Consider the following 17,224-nt stretch of genomic DNA (forward strand, 5'->3'; position numbering starts at 1 on the left):
AGAACAAAAAAACTAGATAGCAAAGACTATCTAGTTTTTCTCGCGAATATATTTTCGAACTTCCGAAATGAAATAAAGAGAACCAGTTATGATAAAAACATCATTTTCTCCAATCATTTCAACCTTCGTATCAATTGCCTCTTTCCAATTTTCAAAAACTAATTTTGACTCTTTCTTTGAGTACGATGCAAGCTCACCTGCTGAAATAGCACGATCAAATGCGAATGTTGTAAAAATAATTTCATCGGCGACGGTTTCTAATTGACCTACCATATTATGCAATTGTTTATCACCAAGGGCAGTAAATAAAACTATTACATTTTTATCTTTGTAATGTGATTCTACCGTTTTCACAAGACTTTCGATACCTTCTGGGTTATGAGCACCATCTATAATAATATCTGGCTTACTTTGCAGTTTTTCAAAGCGCCCAACCCAGTACGCTTCCTGTAATCCCGTTCGGATTTCTTCTTCCTCAATTAAAAATGATAAATATGTTTTCACATACATGACTGCCATAAGCGCAAGTGCTGCGTTTCCTACTTGATGATTGCCTTTCATTGAAATTCGCACATCTTCAAAAAAGGCGAAAGGACAAGTGAAATCGAACTGTTCTCCATCTTCGCTAGACTGTTTATGTAACGCTGTAAAGTGGTTCCCTATCTCGTATAAGTTTGCATGATTTTCCTTTGCAACCTTTTGAATGACTTGCAATGCTTCCTCATCTTGTACACCAGTAATAACTGGAACACCAGACTTAATAATCCCCGCCTTTTCATATGCAATTTCTCCTAGTGTATTACCTAAAATATGCATATGATCGTGGCCGATATTTGTAATAATCGTGAGAACAGGATGAATAACATTCGTAGAATCAAAGCGCCCTCCAAGCCCTGTTTCAAATAAAACAACATCACAGAAATTAACTTTACCGAAATAACAAATTGCCATAACAGTAATAATTTCAAACTCAGTCGCTTCCCCTAAATCCGTCTCATCTAGTTTTTCAACGATTGGCTTTACCATCTTTACAAGTTCAGTAATCTCTTCATCTGCAATTGGTGTCCCGTTCACACTAATACGTTCGTTAAATGTTTCAATATACGGAGAGGTAAATGTCCCTACCTTATACTTTGCGTCTTCTAACATGTAGCGCATATATGTTAACGTTGAACCTTTTCCATTTGTACCAGCAAGATGAACACATTTTATGTGACGCTCTGGATTTCCGAGCTCTTCTAGCATCCATCTCATTCTTTCTAATCCTGGTTTAATACCAAACTTCAATCGGCTATGAATCCACCCTATCGCTTCTTCGTATGTATGTATCACGTATGCTTTCCCCTTTCAAAAGACAACCTTTATACTCCTATTATACGCAAAGAAAAGAGACTCACCAATATAGTGAGCCTCTAAAAAATATTTTACTTTTCAAGATCTGCTAGACGTTGGCGAACTGCTTCACGTTTTTCTAGGTAGTCTTGCTCTTTCGCACGCTCTCCATCAATAACTGCTGCAGGAGCTTTCGCTACGAAACCTTGGTTTGAAAGTTTCTTCTGTACACGTTCTACTTCTTTGTCGAACTTCTCAAATTCTTTCTCAAGACGTGCTCTCTCTTCATCAAGATTAATAAGATCAGCTAACGGTAAGAATAACTCTGCACCTGATACGATTGCAGTCATTGCTTTTTCTGGCGCTTGTAAATCCGTTTGAATTATTAATTCGCTTGGGTTACAGAAACGCTCAATGTAAGAGCTGTTTTTTGTAAGTTGAGCAAGTACATCCTCATCTTTTGCTTTAATTTGCATTTGAACTTTTTTGCTCATTGGCGTATTAACTTCTGCACGGATGTTACGAACAGAACGAATGATATCAACTAGAAGGTGCATTTCTGCCGCAGCTTCTGTATCTTGTAAATCTTCGCGAACTGTTGGCCATGCTGCTACTGTAATAGATTCGCCTTCATGCGGTAAATGTTGCCAAATCTTCTCTGTTACGAATGGCATGAATGGGTGTAATAGACGCATTGTTTGGTCTAATACGTAAGCTAAAATTGAACGAGTTGTTTTCTTAGCAGCTTCATCTTCACCGTATAGTGGAAGTTTCGCCATTTCAATGTACCAGTCACAGAAATCGTCCCAAATGAAGTTGTATAATGAACGACCAGCTTCACCGAACTCATATTTATCCATGTTACGCGTTACGCTTTCGATTGTTTCGTTTAAGCGAGTTAAAATCCACTTATCCGCAACTGATTTTTCACCAGTTAAATCGATTTCTTCATACTTCATATCATCCATGTTCATTAATACGAAACGTGATGCGTTCCAAATTTTATTAATGAAGTTCCAAGTAGATTCTACTTTTTCCATGCTGAAACGTAGATCTTGACCTGGTGCACTTCCTGTTGATAAGAAATAGCGCATTGCATCTGCACCGTACTTCTCGATAACATCCATTGGATCAATGCCGTTACCAAGAGATTTACTCATTTTACGTCCTTGCTCATCACGAACTAAACCGTGAATTAATACATCTTTAAATGGACGCTCGCCTGTAAACTCTAAACCTTGGAAAATCATACGAGATACCCAGAAGAAGATGATGTCATAACCCGTTACTAGTGCATCTGTTGAATAGTAACGTTTGAAGTCTACTGCATCTTCATTTGGCCAGCCAAGTGTTGAGAATGGCCATAACGCTGAACTGAACCATGTATCAAGTACGTCGTTATCTTGATTCCAGTTTTCAATATCTGCTGGCTCTTCTGTACCTACGTATACTTCACCAGTTTCTTTATGATACCAAGCTGGAATGCGGTGTCCCCACCATAATTGACGAGAAATACACCAGTCGTGAATATTTTCCATCCAGCGTAAATATGTGTTTTCGAAACGCTCTGGTACGAACGTTACTTTCTCTTCTTCTTTTTGTTGAAGCGCTACTGCCTTCTCAGCAAGTGGAGCCATTTTTACGAACCATTGTGTTGATAAGTAAGGCTCAACAACTGCACCGCTACGCTCACTATGACCTACTGAATGCATATGAGGCTCGATTTCTACTAATACGCCCGCTTCTTGTAAATCTTTCACTAACGCTTTACGGCATTCAAAACGATCCATACCGTTATACTTACCAGCTTTTTCGTTCATCGATCCATCTTCGTTCATTACTAAGATACGTGGTAAGTCATGACGGTTACCTACTTCAAAGTCATTCGGATCATGAGCTGGTGTAATTTTTACAACGCCTGTTCCGAAATCTTTTTCTACGTACTCATCAGCAATAATCGGGATCTCACGGCCTACGATTGGAAGTGTAACTGTTTTTCCGATTAAATGCTTGTAACGATCGTCTTCTGGATGAACCGCTACTGCTGTATCACCAAGCATCGTTTCTGGACGAGTTGTTGCAAGACGAATATGGCCAGAACCATCTGTTAATGGATAGTTCATATGGTAGAATGCACCTTGAACTTCTTTATGAATTACTTCAATATCAGAAAGGGCTGTGCGTGTTGCTGGGTCCCAGTTGATAATATATTCACCACGGTAAATTAAGCCTTTTTCGTATAATTGAACGAATACTTTATTAACCGCATCAGATAAACCTTCGTCTAATGTGAAACGTTCGCGAGAATAGTCTAGTCCTAAACCAACTTTCCCCCATTGTTGACGAATGTGAGAAGCGTATTCTTCTTTCCACTCCCAAGCTTTTTCAAGGAATTTCTCACGGCCAAGATCGTAACGTGAAATACCTTCTTCACGAAGTTTCCCTTCTACTTTCGCTTGTGTTGCGATACCCGCATGGTCCATTCCTGGAAGCCATAATACATCGTAACCTTGCATACGCTTCGTACGAGTTAAAATATCTTGAAGAGTTGTATCCCAAGCGTGACCTAAGTGTAACTTACCAGTTACGTTCGGAGGTGGAATTACAATTGTATACGGTTGTTTCTTCTCGTCTCCTGTTGCTTCGAAATATTTGCCTTCTAGCCACCACTGATAAAGGCCTTCTTCAACGGACATATGATCATATTTAGTTGGTAAATTCTTTTCCGTGTTTGACATTATTTTCCCTCCTTAAAATAAAAAATGTCCCTCATCCAAAAAAGGACGAGGGACATCGCGGTACCACCTTTATTTACAAACAAATTCAGAATTTGCTTATACTCTTAATTTGATAACGGACAAATCCGTCTTTTCCTAATGAGAACTATTCCGTTCAGAAAAGATGCTCCAGGGCTACCTTCTAACATAACTATCTAGAGAATCTCCCAGCTAATGATTCTCCTCTCTGAAGACGTTTCTTGTTATACTCTTCCCCTTCAAGGCATTTATATGATTGTTAATTATTATATACAATAGTGTAAAAAACGAAACCCTATTCGTCAAGATAAATTTCATACTACGTCTTTTCGAGCAAACGAAAAAAAAAAGATAAGTAGAGACACTACTTATCTTTTTATCCGTTCCCTTGCTGGGCAGCTTGTAATTGCGAAAGGAAATATTCTATATTACTAACGAGCCAATGCGATTGTTGCAAGCTCTTTACTCCGAGAAGTTCATTTTCCCCATTACGACTCTCTCTTCTTTTCTTATAAGACTGGATTTGCCGAATAAATTGCGATGGATACGTCATATACGCAAACATGAGTAGTTGCTCTTCTTTCGTAAAAGGGAAATTTTTTTGGTACATTTGATACCATTCAAACCGATCACTTCGCGCAATTGGATACGTGTTTAAAGACCGAGAATAAAACCCTACTATATCTTGCACCGGTGTTGCAAACTTCGATTTTTCTAAACTAATAAAATAGCCGTTCCGTTCATAATCAAATAAGAAATGATTAAGTGATACGTTACCATGCACAAAAGTAATACGTGTTTTTTCTTTTTCTTTCATCGCATCGTTCCACTCAGTTAATTGCTTCGTTGCAAACTCACGCGCCCTCATTACATGATGATAGTACGTACAATATTGCAATTCAAACGGAGACATATACCACTTCGCTTCAGATTCTACGAGGAACTCTTCTAACATCTCACCATCATTCTCCCAGCGATCGGATATATTTGTATAATGTTTTTCTAAATCTTCTTCTGTATACGTTTCTTCTTTCACCGTTTTTTGATGTAATGTTCCGAGAGTTTGGAACATTTTATGGTATTGATCATTATCCTCGCCGTTGCCTTCCGCACGTTCTAACCAAGGCATTAAATAATAATTATACGTCCCGTCACTTAAAATATAATTTCCATCCGTCGCATGGTATATAGGTACATAATTTGAAAAACCTTTCTCCTTCAAATATTGAATATGATGAAGAAAGTTATTCCGCTCTAACTTCCTGCCTTCTATTTTCTTGAGCGCATACGGACCTTGATTCGTGTAAATTTTCGTTACACTTCCGTGCTCTTCCATATGCTGTGTATCCAATCTATATTGCCTTACAATGGGTTCATAGCGATTTCGTAATTCCATATCCATACGAATAACCCTTTCTATTCAAAACATAGCCTTTAGAAAAATAAGTGAGTGAAAACACTCACTTATTTCGTTTTTGCTCTTGAAACAGGAATATAAATAATTTGTCCTGTAGTTAAATATATATCTTCCGTTTGATTGACACGGTATAAGTTTTGTACAGACGTTTCATAACGTTCTGCAACAGATTCGATCGTATCTCCTTCTTGCACGAAATACATTCTTAACTTTGTAAATTCTTCTTCCGGTTCCTTCGTAAATAATTTCGTTAAATACAGCGCATTTTCATCTCGCTGTGAATACGTTTCTTCTTCTTGCTCTTCTTGTTTTTTCGCTTTTTCTTTCTTGAAATCTTTTCTTCCGAACAATTCAAATTGCGGCGTTGTTTCTTTCTCTTCTTCACGCTCTACAAATTCATGTTCTTCTATTTCCTCTTCTTCTACTCTCTGCTCTTTTCTTTCTTCTAGTTGGAACGGTTCAAATGCGTAATCTTCCCACTCATCTGATTCCTTATAGACTGGTTCTTCTACGTGCGGCGCAGGTCTATTTTCATCCTCTTGTACTGAATCATCTTCTAACTCAGCATACGCCGTTTCTTCCTCTTCATCCTCGATTCTTTCTTCATCACATAAACCAGTGATAGATATATCCGCTAATAATTGTAAGCAACCATTTTCCTTTAATTCATAATCAAATTCCTCAATAGATACATATAGTTCTTCAATTACTTTCACACGGTTTCTCGGAATTGATATTTCAAGCGGGAAGGAATGAACAAGTTCATTAACCCCATCTTCCCTTGTTTCTACATAATCAATTGACTTCGCTGGCGATAGATCTCTTAATGAATAAGCCGAATCATCTTGCCGCGCAACATACTCTCCCGTTAAATCTAATTGCCCTCTCACGATAACTTCATGATCAAGCTCTTCTATCTCAACGTCTGGATCTAACGAAATTGACAAAAGTTCTTCGACTTCCTGTCCTTTTTGGAACCAAACAGATTCTTTTAATGAAAAACGTAATGAATGATCTGTTGCCACTTCTTTTCCCCCTCCCAAACTATATGTCATTACAGATTTATGTATGGAAAGCTGACTTTATGAATAAAAAAAATCGCTCCCCTTATGGAGAGCGATTTTCTTTCAACAATTAAGCTTTTAATTTTGACATTGCAATTTCAGCCGCTGCAATCGTCGCTTCAATATCTGCATCACTATGTGCTGTCGATAAGAATAGACCTTCGAATTGAGATGGTGGCAAGAATACACCTTGTTCTACCATTTCACGATAGTAAGCCGCAAAGAATTCTAAGTTTGAAGATTTTGCTGCATCGTAATTAATAACTTGTTCATCTGTAAAGAAGATACCAATCATAGAACCCGCACGGTTAATATGATGCGGAATGCCATGTTTTTCAGCCGCTTTACGTAAGCCAGCTTCTAACATTTCAGCTTTACGCTCAAATTCTACATATGATTCTGGCGTTAACTGTACTAACGTTTCATAACCTGCTGCCATTGCAAGTGGGTTACCTGATAAAGTACCTGCTTGGTAAATCGGTCCGCTCGGTGCAACTTGGCGCATAATTTCTGCTTTACCGCCGTATGCTCCTACTGGTAATCCACCACCGATTACTTTACCTAAACAAGTTAAATCAGGTGTTACACCGTAATAACCTTGTCCGCAATTATAAGCAACTCGGAATCCTGTCATGACTTCATCAAAAATAAGCAACGCACCATTTTGCTCTGTTACTTCACGAAGACCTTCTAAAAATCCTGGTTGTGGAGGAACAACACCCATATTCCCTGCTACTGGTTCTACAATTATACAAGCAATATCATCACCGAATTGTTTGAAAGCGTATTTCACACTTTCTAAATCGTTATACGCTACTGTAATCGTATTTTTCGCTACACCTTCTGGTACACCAGGGCTATCTGGTAAACCTAGCGTCGCCACACCAGAACCCGCTTTAATTAATAATGAATCACCATGACCGTGGTAACAACCGATGAATTTCAAAATTTTGTTACGACCTGTATAACCACGAGCTAAACGTAGCGCACTCATTGTTGCTTCTGTTCCAGAGTTAACCATACGTACAATCTCAATTGATGGTACGCGCTCAATAACAAGTTTCGCTAATTTATTCTCAATTTCCGTTGGGGCACCGAAGCTTGTTCCTCTTTCAGCAACAGATTTTAAAGCTTCAACAACACGATCATTCGCATGACCATGAATTAAAGGACCCCATGATAATACGTAATCGATGTATTCATTCCCATCGATATCATATACTTTAGAGCCTTTTCCGCGCTCCATAAACAACGGATTCATACCAACAGACTTAAAGGCACGAACGGGGCTATTTACACCACCAGGCATTAAATCTTGTGCCTCTTCAAACGCCGCAATCGATTTATCAAACTTTTTCATTATTTAGCGCCTCCTTCTTGTAACCATCTTGCTGCATCTTTTGCATGATACGTAATAATTAAATCTGCTCCTGCACGTTTCATGCTAATTAATTTTTCAAGTACAACTTCTTTTTCATTAATCCAACCATTTTGTGCTGCCGCTTTAATCATCGAATACTCACCACTTACGTTATAAGCAACGACTGGTAAATTAAAGTTATTTTTCACATCACGAACGATATCTAAGTAAGAAAGAGCCGGCTTTACAATTAAGAAATCTGCCCCTTCCATTACATCTGATTCTGCTTCACGGAATGCTTCCATACGGTTCGCTGGATCCATTTGATATGTTTTACGATCACCAAATTGCGGAGCACCGTGCGCCGCATCGCGGAATGGTCCGTAAAATGCTGATGAATATTTCACAGCGTACGACATTACTGGTACGTGTCCAAAACCATTTTCATCCAATGCGTGGCGAATTGCTGTTACGAATCCGTCCATCATGTTTGATGGCGCAATAATGTCTGCTCCTGCTTTTGCTTGGCTTACAGCTGTTTTTGCAAGAACTGCAAGAGACTCGTCATTTAAAATAATACCATCTTCAATTACACCGCAATGACCATGGCTTGTGAATTGACATAAACATGTATCTGCAACTACTACTAGCTCAGGGAATTCACCTTTAATTTGCTTAATTGCACGTTGCACAATTCCATGATCACAATAAGCTGATGATCCAACTTCATCTTTTTCAGCAGGTAAACCAAATACAATAACAGAACGAATACCTAAATCAACAACCTCTTGCATTTCAGCTTGCAATAAATCTAAAGACATTTGGTATACGCCTGGCATAGAAGGCACTTCATTACGAACATTTTCTCCTTCTAATACAAAAATAGGGTAAATAAAATCTTCCGTATGTAAAAACGTTTCACGCACAAGCGCACGCATATTACCGCTTTGTCTTAAGCGACGATGACGATTAAATTGTAAAGAGTTCATAGATTTCTATCCCCATTCTTTTATTTTATAGATTCACAAATGCATTGTAGTAATGCTTCTACAGTGTACTCTTTCGGCATAATAACATGCGGAAAATAAAGGATCGCCTCTTTTTCCGTAATGGGCCCTATACAAGCAATTGTACATTTTTTTGTCCATTCTCTCCAGTTTGTATCCTCAAGTAAACGAATAAAACTAGTAACAGTTGAAGGGCTCGTAAATGTAATAATGTCTACTTTCCCTACTTCTAACGCTTCTATCAGCTCTTGCCTTTTCTCTACATTCTCTTTCGTACTATATACGATTAGCTCATCTAGAGAAACACCAATTTCGCGAAGTGCAACTGGAATTACATCTCTTGCTAAATTCCCTTTCGGAAATAAAATACATTCGTTTCCACTTAGTCTTTTTACAAACTCTTCTGCAAATATTTCTGCAACAAATGAAGTTGGAACGAAGTCCACTTCATAGCCCCGCTTTTCTAACTCTAACTTTGTTTTCACACCTACTGCAGCAACTTTAGTCTTTGCGGGTAGCTTCTTTCTCAAACTATCTAGAAAAAAAGCTACCCCATTTTTACTCGTAAAAATAACCCAGTCATACGAATGTAGCTGCCCTTCTATATGTTGAATTTGCCTATGAGATATACCTTCCATACGCAAAAGCGGAATTTCCAATGGAATTCCGCTCTTTTCTTTCACCGCTACACTCATTTGTTTCGCTTGATGCTGGGCACGTGTAATTAATACCGTTTTGCCAGCGAGAGCGTTCATATTTATTGTTGCCCCTTATTTGCAGCAAGAATGAGTTCTTTTGCGCCTTGTTTAATTAAACGGTCCGCAGCCTCTAATCCTACTTCCTCTGGATTAGTTCCTACTACTGTCTCTTTCAATAAAACAGAACCGTCCATAGAACCGACAAGAGCTGTTAATTCGATTGCATCATTTTCTGTAAGAGTTGCATATCCAGCGATCGGAACTTGGCATCCACCTTCAAGTTTATGAAGAAATACTCGTTCTGCCGCCACTGTTCTTTCTGTTACTGCATCATTCATATGCGCTAACAACTGTAGTAAATCCTTATCATCCTCACGGCACTCAATCGCTAATGCACCTTGTCCTACAGCAGGTACACATAACGTCTCGTCTAAATGTTCTGTAATAACTTCATTATCCCAGCCCATTCTTTGTAATCCAGCTGTCGCTAAAATGATTGCGTCGTAATCTTCTTCTTGTAATTTACGTAAACGTGTATCGATATTTCCTCGAATCCACTTCACTTGTAAATCTGGTCTCGCAGCTAATAATTGTGCACTGCGTCTTAAACTACTCGTACCTAAAATAGCGCCTTCTGCTAACTCTTTAAACGATACTCCGCTTTTTGAGATAAAAGCATCACGAGGGTCAACACGCTTCGGTGTACAACCAATCATTAATCCTTCTGGAAGTATGGCCGGCATATCTTTCATACTATGTACAGCCATATCAATTTCTTTCGTAAGTAACGCATGTTCAATCTCTTTAACAAACAAGCCTTTTCCGCCTACTTTTGAAAGAGTAACATCTAAAATAACATCACCTTTTGTGACGATTTCTTTCACTTCAAATTCATATGGTAAACCTAGCGCTTTTAACTGATCAATAAACCAGTTTGTTTGCGTTAATGCTAATTTACTCTTTCGTGATCCTACAATAATTTTGCGCATAATTCTCTCTCCTCATTATAAATACCAAAAGTGGAAGTTGGATAAACTACTTAATAGAAAAATATTGATTAGCATTACGAGAAATGCTCCAATATTCCACTGCACGATTTTCTTCCCTTGCAACACATCTGCAACTCGTAAATATAGGCCAGCACAATATACAAATAGAACAACAAAAGACCCGATCACTTTCGTATCATACCAATGGAAATTGTCCAATTTCGTATATCCCCATATGCATCCTAATAAAATAGCTAGTAAGAAAAATGGAACAGAAAATAAATTTAATCCGTAAGACATCGATTCTAGCTTCGGTAAATTCCCTAACCTTCTTAATCTCGCATTCCATTTTTTCTTTTTTAATAGGCGATATTGCAATAAATACATAATAGAAAAAATGAACGATACAGTGAAAGTTGCATAAGAAATAATAGCCATACCGACATGTACATATACAAGTTCTGAAACTAATTGCTCTGCCAGTACCGGCGACATCTTTCCGAGCGGTGTAAAAATAGAAAAAGCGCTTACGCCAAATGCGACAACATTTGTAAAAAAGACTAGAAAGTCAATTCTCATAAATCGATTAATGACTAACGACATCGTAATCAATAGCCAAACATAAAAATAAATCCCTGATAATAAAGTTAATATAGGGTTCGTTTCTGAATCTGTAGCCCTAAGTAACATAAAGATAGACTGCAGAACCCATACAATCGAAAGTAACCAAAAAGCAAATCGGTTCGCCTTTCGGTTACTTTGGAAATAATCTATAAAATATAAACTAATGCTACAAGCATATAAAATAATTGCAATATGATAAATAATACTGTTATTTAAAAAACTCATCCGATCATCCTTCCAAATTATAAAGATGGAACGGATGGTGTCCATGCTCTTTTATGTTCTACTTCTTCCGCACAACTCTCTACATCTTCCATTTCTAAGTCAAAAATCTTTGCAAATAACGCTAATTTTTCGTCTGCTCCCTCTTCAGCAGCTATTTCTTTCGCTACTAAAATTGGGTCTTTTAATAATTGATTAATAATACTTTTCGTATGCTTACTAATTACTTTTCTCTCACGATCACTAAGATTCGGTATTTTTCGTTCCAAACTATCCATCGTTTCACTTTGGATAGCAAGTGCCTTATCACGAAGAGCTGCTATTAACGGAACAACACCAAGTGTACTTAACCACGTTTTAAATAAAACAATTTCCTCTTCAATCATAAATTGAATTTTCTCTGCTTCTTTCAAACGCTCAGCACGATTTGCTTCCACTACTCCTTGCAAATCATCAATGTCATATAAGAAAGAACCTTCTAGTTCATCAATCGCTGGATCAATATCACGTGGCACTGCAATATCCACCATAAATAACGGACGACCAGAGCGCATTTTCTCTACCTTTGTCATCATCTCTTTTGTAATGACATATTCAGATGCACCAGTTGAACTAATTAAAATATCTGCTTCTAATAATGCACATTGTAATTCACTTAAAGGCTTTGCATGTCCCATATATTTCTCAGCCATTACTTCCGCTTTCTTAAACGTCCTATTCATGACTGTTACTTTTCGAGCACCGCTTCCATATAAGTTTTGTAGTGCCAGTTCACCCATCTTACCAGCACCAAGAATAAGCACATGACAATCTGTTAACTCACCAAATATTTTCTTTCCGAGCTCAACAGCAGCATAGCTAACAGATATCGCACTTTCACCAATCGTCGTTTCTGAGTGCGCACGTTTCGCTAACGTAACCACTTGCTTAAACAACTCATTAAAAATTGTGCCTGTCGCTTTTACTTGTTGCGCTTCTAAAAAGCTATCTTTTATTTGGCCTAAAATCTGTGTTTCTCCAACTACCATAGAATCTAAACCGCACGTCACGCGGAATAAATGATCTATTGCACCATCTTGTTCAAAAATAGTTAAATATGGTGCGACTTCTTCTATTTCAAGCTGAAACCAATCAGCTAAAAACTTCTTAATATAATACCGTCCCGTGTGTAATTGATCGACAACAGCGTAAATCTCAGTGCGATTACAAGTTGATACAATGACATTCTCTAACACGCTCTTTTGATTTTGTAATATAGTCATTGCTTGCTCTAGCTCTGCTGCCTGAAATGTGAGTTTCTCACGAAATTCTACAGGGGCTGTTCGATAATTTACACTAACAACAAGAATATGCACGCAGCATGTCCCCCTTCACCCGTTTTATCACTTTATCTACTATCATAATACAACTTTCCTCTTATGAATCTGACAATCGTGTGAACAACCGATTATTTTTTATTTATTCTCCGTATGTAATAAAGGAGATTCAGTAAAAATAATAAAGGCTTTCTACTTTATAATGATTATAAATTAATAACTCTATTTGTACGTTACCAAAAAAAGCCCTCATAATCAAGTGATGGAAACCATTCCATATGAATTATAACATCATCTTTCCTATCTTCTTTCATCATGAAGGAAAATATGTATGATTGTTCCAAATTGTAGCACAAACTTTCTCAATACAATGTATTTGACATTGTATTTCTTTTTCGTTATATTGATTTTACAAAATTAAATTGTGCACAACTTAATTAGAAGGGAGTTATGTATGACAGAGAATTCTTTACATCTAGATAACCAACTTTGTTTTTCTATTTACGCCTGTTCTAAAGAGGTTACCCGCTTTTATCGACCATATTTAGAAGAGATGGGTATTACGTATCCCCAGTACATTACTTTACTCGTACTATGGGAACAAGACGGACTAACAGTAAAAGAAATTGGAGAACGTCTATTTTTAGATTCCGGTACGTTAACACCTATGTTAAAACGAATGGAATCATTAAAACTTGTAAAACGCGTTCGTTCCAAAGAAGATGAACGCAAAGTTTGTATTGAATTAACAGAACAAGGTAAAGATTTAAAAGAAAAGGCTTGTTCATTGCCGACAACAATGGCAACAAATTTAGGAATTACAGAACAAGAATATCGTTCTTTATTAATTCAATTAAATAAACTAATTGAAACAATGAAAACAATAAATGATAGAAAAGGGGAATAAACATGGATAAATTATATACTGCTTCAGTAACTGCTACAGGTGGAAGAAATGGAAAAGTAATTTCAGATGATGGCATATTAAATCTTGATGTAAAAATGCCGAAAGCACTAGGTGGTGCAGGCGGAGAGGCAACAAATCCAGAACAACTATTTGCTGCTGGTTATGCCGCTTGTTTTGATAGTGCATTACAACTTGTCATTCGTACAAAACGTATGAAAGTAGAAAGCACAGAAGTAACTGCTCACGTTTCTATCGGAAAAGATACAGATGGTGGTTTCGGCCTATCTGCTGTACTCGATGTACACGTTGCTGGCGTCTCTCATGCCGAAGCACAAGAACTTGTAGAAGCCGCTCACGGTGTATGTCCTTATTCAAAAGCAACACGAGGTAATATTGAGGTTACATTAAACGTAAGATAAAAAAATTTAGTAAATAAAAAAACGCGCGACATTCGTCACGCGTTTTTTGTTTTTGTCATTCTATGAATTGCCTTCCACGCTTCTTCTTTTCCAAGTCCTGTTTCAGAAGAGAATAGAACAATTTCATCGCCAATTTCAACAGCAAGCGTTTCTTTTACAACTTTTAAATGCTTTTGCCATTTCCCTTTCGGAATTTTATCGGCTTTCGTCGCAATAATAATTGTTGGGATTTCATAATGCTTTAAGAAATCATACATCATCACGTCATCGTTTGTTGGTTGGTGACGTAAATCAACTACTAATACAGCTGCGTCTAATTGCTCACGTGTTGTAAAGTAAGTCTCAATCATCTTGCCCCATGCTGCGCGCTCTGTTTTAGATACTTTCGCATATCCATAACCTGGAACGTCAACAAAATGCATCATCTCATTGATTAAGAAAAAGTTCAACGTTTGCGTTTTTCCTGGTTTAGAAGAAATACGTACTAACTTTTTACGATTTAAAATTTTATTAATAAAGGAAGACTTCCCGACATTTGAACGACCTGCTAATGCAATTTCTGGTAAATCACTGTCTGGATATTGTTCTGGTTTAACAGCACTAATTACAATATCTGCTTTTGTTACTTTCATTGTTTCACTCCTACTAATGCGTGCTCCAATACTTCATCTAAATGAGATGCAAGCACAAACGTAAGGTTTTCTTTTACGCTTTCTGGAATATCATCTAAATCTTTCTCGTTTTCTGCTGGCAAAATAATTTTTGTTAAGCCTGCGCGGTGAGCACTTAATGTTTTTTCTTTTAAACCACCAATTGGTAATACACGACCACGAAGTGTAATTTCACCTGTCATCCCTACTTCTTTACTTACAGGAATACCTGTTAGTGCAGAAATAAGTGCCGTTGCCATCGTAATACCTGCTGACGGTCCATCTTTTGGAACTGCTCCTTCTGGAACATGAATATGAATATCATTTTTCTCATGGAAATTCGGATCAATCTGAAGCTCTTCTGCACGAGAACGAATATAGCTAAACGCTGCTTGTGCGGATTCTTTCATAACATCCCCAAGTTTCCCTGTTAAAATTAATTTCCCTTTACCTGGCGCTACAGACACTTCAATCGCAAGTGTATCACCGCCTGCTGCAGTATACGCTAATCCTGTTGCCATACCAACTTGGTCTGTTTTTTCGGCTTGCCCATAACGGAATATGTGCTTACCAAGTAAATCAACAATGTTTTTCTCTGTTACTACAATACGCTTGCGTTCTGCTGTAACGATAATTTTTGCTGCTTTACGACAAACTTTTGCAATTTGACGCTCTAGTGTACGAACACCAGCCTCACGTGTATAATAACGAATAATTTCAAGAAGTGCTTCATCACGTACTTGTAAGTTACCTTTTCGTAAGCCATGTTCTTTTAATTGTTTCGGCAATAAATGTTCACGGGCAATATGAACTTTTTCAAGTTCTGTATAGCCAGCAATCGAAATAATTTCCATACGGTCAAGCAACGGACCTGGAACACTTGAAAGTGTATTCGCAGTTGCTACAAACATAACTTTCGATAAATCATACGGTTCTTCAATGTAATGATCACTGAAGTTATGGTTTTGTTCTGGGTCTAACACTTCAAGTAATGCTGCTGATGGATCTCCACGGAAATCGTTAGACATTTTATCAATCTCATCTAATAAAAAGACTGGATTAACTGTTTTCGCCTTTTTCATACCTTGAATAATACGTCCTGGCATCGCTCCAACGTACGTACGACGGTGACCACGGATTTCAGATTCATCACGTACACCACCAAGGGATACACGGACAAAATTACGATTTAATGATGTTGCAATCGAACGCGCTAACGAAGTTTTCCCGACCCCAGGAGGTCCTACTAAGCAAAGGATAGGTCCTTTTAATGAATTCGTTAACTTCTGTACAGCTAAATATTCAAGTACGCGCTCTTTTACTTTCTCAAGTCCGTAATGATCTTTGTTCAAAATCTCTTCAGAATGAGCAAGATCAATCATATCTTCTGTTGCTTCTGTCCACGGAAGTGCTAATAACCAATCGATATAATTGCGAATGACACCGCTCTCCGCAGAACTTGCTGGTAATTTTTCATAACGGTCTAATTCTTTCAGTGCAGCCTTCATTGTTTCTTCAGGCATTCCCGACTGTTCAATTTTCTCACGAAGTTCTTCAACTTCCCCGCCCTTACCTTCTTTATCGCCAAGTTCAGTTTGAATCGCCTTCATTTGCTCACGTAAGAAATATTCTTTTTGCGTGCGCTCCATTGAACGTTTCACTTTTTGTCCAATTTTCTTTTCTAAACTAAGTAACTCTTGTTCATCTTGAATAATTGAAATAAGTGTATGTAATCGTTCCTTCACAGATACAATCTCTAAGATTTCTTGTTTCTGCTTCGTTTTAATCGGCAAGTGAGAAGCAATTAAATCAGCTAATCTTCCTGGCTCTTCTACATCAGCTACCGTTGCAAATGTTTCATTTGAAACTTTTTTCGAAACTTTAATATATTGTTCGAAATGCTCTAGTAATGTACGCATAAGAGCTTTCTCTTCTAGATCATCTTCCACGTCTTCAGTTACCGTTTTGATAGAAACCTGCACTACATTTTCTTCTTCGATAAACTCTACTACTTCAGCTCTATGTAAACCTTCTACAAGGACACGAAGCGTACCGTTCGGCAATTTTAACATTTGCTTCACTTTCGCTACTGTACCTACACTATATATGTCATCTTCTTTCGGATCATCGATATTCATTTCTTTTTGCATCGCTAAAAAGATGATATTTTCATCCATTGCCGCCTGCTCTAGTGCTTGTATCGATTTATCACGTCCTACATCAAGATGCAGAACCATCGTTGGATATACGAGAACGCCTCTTAATGGTAGGAGGGGTACGATTCTTTCATTCGTATTCATACTAGACATAGCACCTCCATAATAAATTAAACTCCTGTTCAACTATTTTATATTACAATACATCTAGATGCAATTGCAGAGATTTTCCGCAATTGTAAATCTCTCGTTTTTTCTCCCTTATAAAAAGGAAAAAAGACTCCGCTTAAGCATACAAACTTAAACG

General features: G+C 37.6%; 14 protein-coding genes and 1 other annotated feature. Of the genes, 2 read left to right on the plus strand and 12 right to left on the minus strand.

Annotated elements, in window-relative coordinates:
• Positions 1–30 precede the first annotated feature (30 nt).
• The 10 genes from ACTFOB_RS05175 to hemA form a co-directional block, all read right to left on the minus strand.
• Positions 31–1,332, minus strand: coding sequence for a bifunctional folylpolyglutamate synthase/dihydrofolate synthase (locus tag ACTFOB_RS05175; protein WP_440024878.1), 1,302 nt, complete (start codon positions 1,330–1,332; stop codon positions 31–33).
• A 92-nt stretch (positions 1,333–1,424) separates the two neighbouring features.
• Complete coding sequence (locus ACTFOB_RS05180; protein ID WP_151633472.1) at positions 1,425–4,070, minus strand: valine--tRNA ligase; 2,646 nt, start codon at positions 4,068–4,070, stop codon at positions 1,425–1,427.
• Between the two features lie 38 nt (positions 4,071–4,108).
• Positions 4,109–4,340, minus strand: a binding site (T-box leader).
• A gap of 124 nt (positions 4,341–4,464) precedes the next feature.
• On the minus strand, positions 4,465–5,490 hold the full coding sequence (gene ysxE, locus ACTFOB_RS05185) for a spore coat protein YsxE (protein WP_440024879.1): 1,026 nt from the start codon (positions 5,488–5,490) through the stop codon (positions 4,465–4,467).
• 62 nt (positions 5,491–5,552) lie between these two features.
• Complete coding sequence (gene spoVID / locus ACTFOB_RS05190; protein WP_440024880.1) at positions 5,553–6,530, minus strand: stage VI sporulation protein D; 978 nt, start codon at positions 6,528–6,530, stop codon at positions 5,553–5,555.
• Between the two features lie 109 nt (positions 6,531–6,639).
• Positions 6,640–7,929, minus strand: coding sequence for a glutamate-1-semialdehyde 2,1-aminomutase (hemL, locus tag ACTFOB_RS05195; RefSeq protein ID WP_440024881.1), 1,290 nt, complete (start codon positions 7,927–7,929; stop codon positions 6,640–6,642).
• Entirely contained in the window at positions 7,929–8,918 is a 990-nt protein-coding gene (gene hemB / locus ACTFOB_RS05200) for a porphobilinogen synthase (RefSeq protein WP_001087076.1), read from the minus strand. Before hemB ends, hemL begins: the two co-directional genes overlap by 1 nt.
• A gap of 20 nt (positions 8,919–8,938) precedes the next feature.
• The gene (hemD, locus tag ACTFOB_RS05205; protein ID WP_440024882.1) at positions 8,939–9,691 is read right to left on the minus strand and encodes a uroporphyrinogen-III synthase; all 753 of its coding nucleotides are present in this window, start codon (positions 9,689–9,691) and stop codon (positions 8,939–8,941) included.
• A 2-nt stretch (positions 9,692–9,693) separates the two neighbouring features.
• Positions 9,694–10,623 (minus strand): hydroxymethylbilane synthase, encoded by a 930-nt coding sequence (gene hemC / locus ACTFOB_RS05210; protein ID WP_440024883.1) that lies wholly within the window; start codon positions 10,621–10,623, stop codon positions 9,694–9,696.
• A 15-nt stretch (positions 10,624–10,638) separates the two neighbouring features.
• Positions 10,639–11,472 (minus strand): cytochrome c biogenesis protein, encoded by an 834-nt coding sequence (locus tag ACTFOB_RS05215; RefSeq protein WP_000008998.1) that lies wholly within the window; start codon positions 11,470–11,472, stop codon positions 10,639–10,641.
• Between the two features lie 17 nt (positions 11,473–11,489).
• Positions 11,490–12,824 carry a glutamyl-tRNA reductase gene (gene hemA / locus ACTFOB_RS05220; RefSeq protein WP_151633463.1) on the minus strand — a complete coding sequence of 445 codons (1,335 nt, stop codon included), beginning with the start codon at positions 12,822–12,824 and terminating at the stop codon, positions 11,490–11,492.
• 415 nt (positions 12,825–13,239) lie between these two features.
• Here hemA and ACTFOB_RS05225 point away from each other — a divergent pair, with 415 nt between their 5' ends.
• Both ACTFOB_RS05225 and ACTFOB_RS05230 read left to right on the plus strand, forming a co-directional pair.
• Positions 13,240–13,692 (plus strand): MarR family winged helix-turn-helix transcriptional regulator, encoded by a 453-nt coding sequence (locus tag ACTFOB_RS05225; RefSeq protein WP_044737640.1) that lies wholly within the window; start codon positions 13,240–13,242, stop codon positions 13,690–13,692.
• A 2-nt stretch (positions 13,693–13,694) separates the two neighbouring features.
• Positions 13,695–14,111, plus strand: a complete 417-nt coding sequence (locus tag ACTFOB_RS05230; protein ID WP_440024884.1) for an organic hydroperoxide resistance protein — start codon at positions 13,695–13,697, stop codon at positions 14,109–14,111.
• Between the two features lie 35 nt (positions 14,112–14,146).
• Here the strand turns inward: ACTFOB_RS05230 and ysxC are convergent, their stop codons facing one another.
• The gene (gene ysxC / locus ACTFOB_RS05235) at positions 14,147–14,743 is read right to left on the minus strand and encodes a ribosome biogenesis GTP-binding protein YsxC (RefSeq protein ID WP_000869124.1); all 597 of its coding nucleotides are present in this window, start codon (positions 14,741–14,743) and stop codon (positions 14,147–14,149) included.
• Complete coding sequence (lon, locus tag ACTFOB_RS05240) at positions 14,740–17,070, minus strand: endopeptidase La (RefSeq protein ID WP_440024886.1); 2,331 nt, start codon at positions 17,068–17,070, stop codon at positions 14,740–14,742. Before lon ends, ysxC begins: the two co-directional genes overlap by 4 nt.
• Between the last annotated feature and the right edge of the window lie 154 nt (positions 17,071–17,224).

The organism is Bacillus cereus group sp. MYBK79-1, from assembly GCF_051915365.1.
Classification (GTDB): domain Bacteria; phylum Bacillota; class Bacilli; order Bacillales; family Bacillaceae_G; genus Bacillus_A.

Coding starts and splice junctions, on each gene's coding strand:
- ACTFOB_RS05180 (WP_151633472.1), bottom strand. CDS start 4,070: ATGTCAAACACGGAAAAGAATTTACCAACTAAATATGATCATATGTCC.
- ysxE (WP_440024879.1), bottom strand. CDS start 5,490: ATGGATATGGAATTACGAAATCGCTATGAACCCATTGTAAGGCAATAT.
- hemL (WP_440024881.1), bottom strand. CDS start 7,929: ATGAAAAAGTTTGATAAATCGATTGCGGCGTTTGAAGAGGCACAAGAT.
- hemB (WP_001087076.1), bottom strand. CDS start 8,918: ATGAACTCTTTACAATTTAATCGTCATCGTCGCTTAAGACAAAGCGGT.
- hemD (WP_440024882.1), bottom strand. CDS start 9,691: ATGAACGCTCTCGCTGGCAAAACGGTATTAATTACACGTGCCCAGCAT.
- hemC (WP_440024883.1), bottom strand. CDS start 10,623: ATGCGCAAAATTATTGTAGGATCACGAAAGAGTAAATTAGCATTAACG.
- ACTFOB_RS05215 (WP_000008998.1), bottom strand. CDS start 11,472: ATGAGTTTTTTAAATAACAGTATTATTTATCATATTGCAATTATTTTA.
- ACTFOB_RS05225 (WP_044737640.1), top strand. CDS start 13,240: ATGACAGAGAATTCTTTACATCTAGATAACCAACTTTGTTTTTCTATT.
- ACTFOB_RS05230 (WP_440024884.1), top strand. CDS start 13,695: ATGGATAAATTATATACTGCTTCAGTAACTGCTACAGGTGGAAGAAAT.
- ysxC (WP_000869124.1), bottom strand. CDS start 14,743: ATGAAAGTAACAAAAGCAGATATTGTAATTAGTGCTGTTAAACCAGAA.
- lon (WP_440024886.1), bottom strand. CDS start 17,070: ATGTCTAGTATGAATACGAATGAAAGAATCGTACCCCTCCTACCATTA.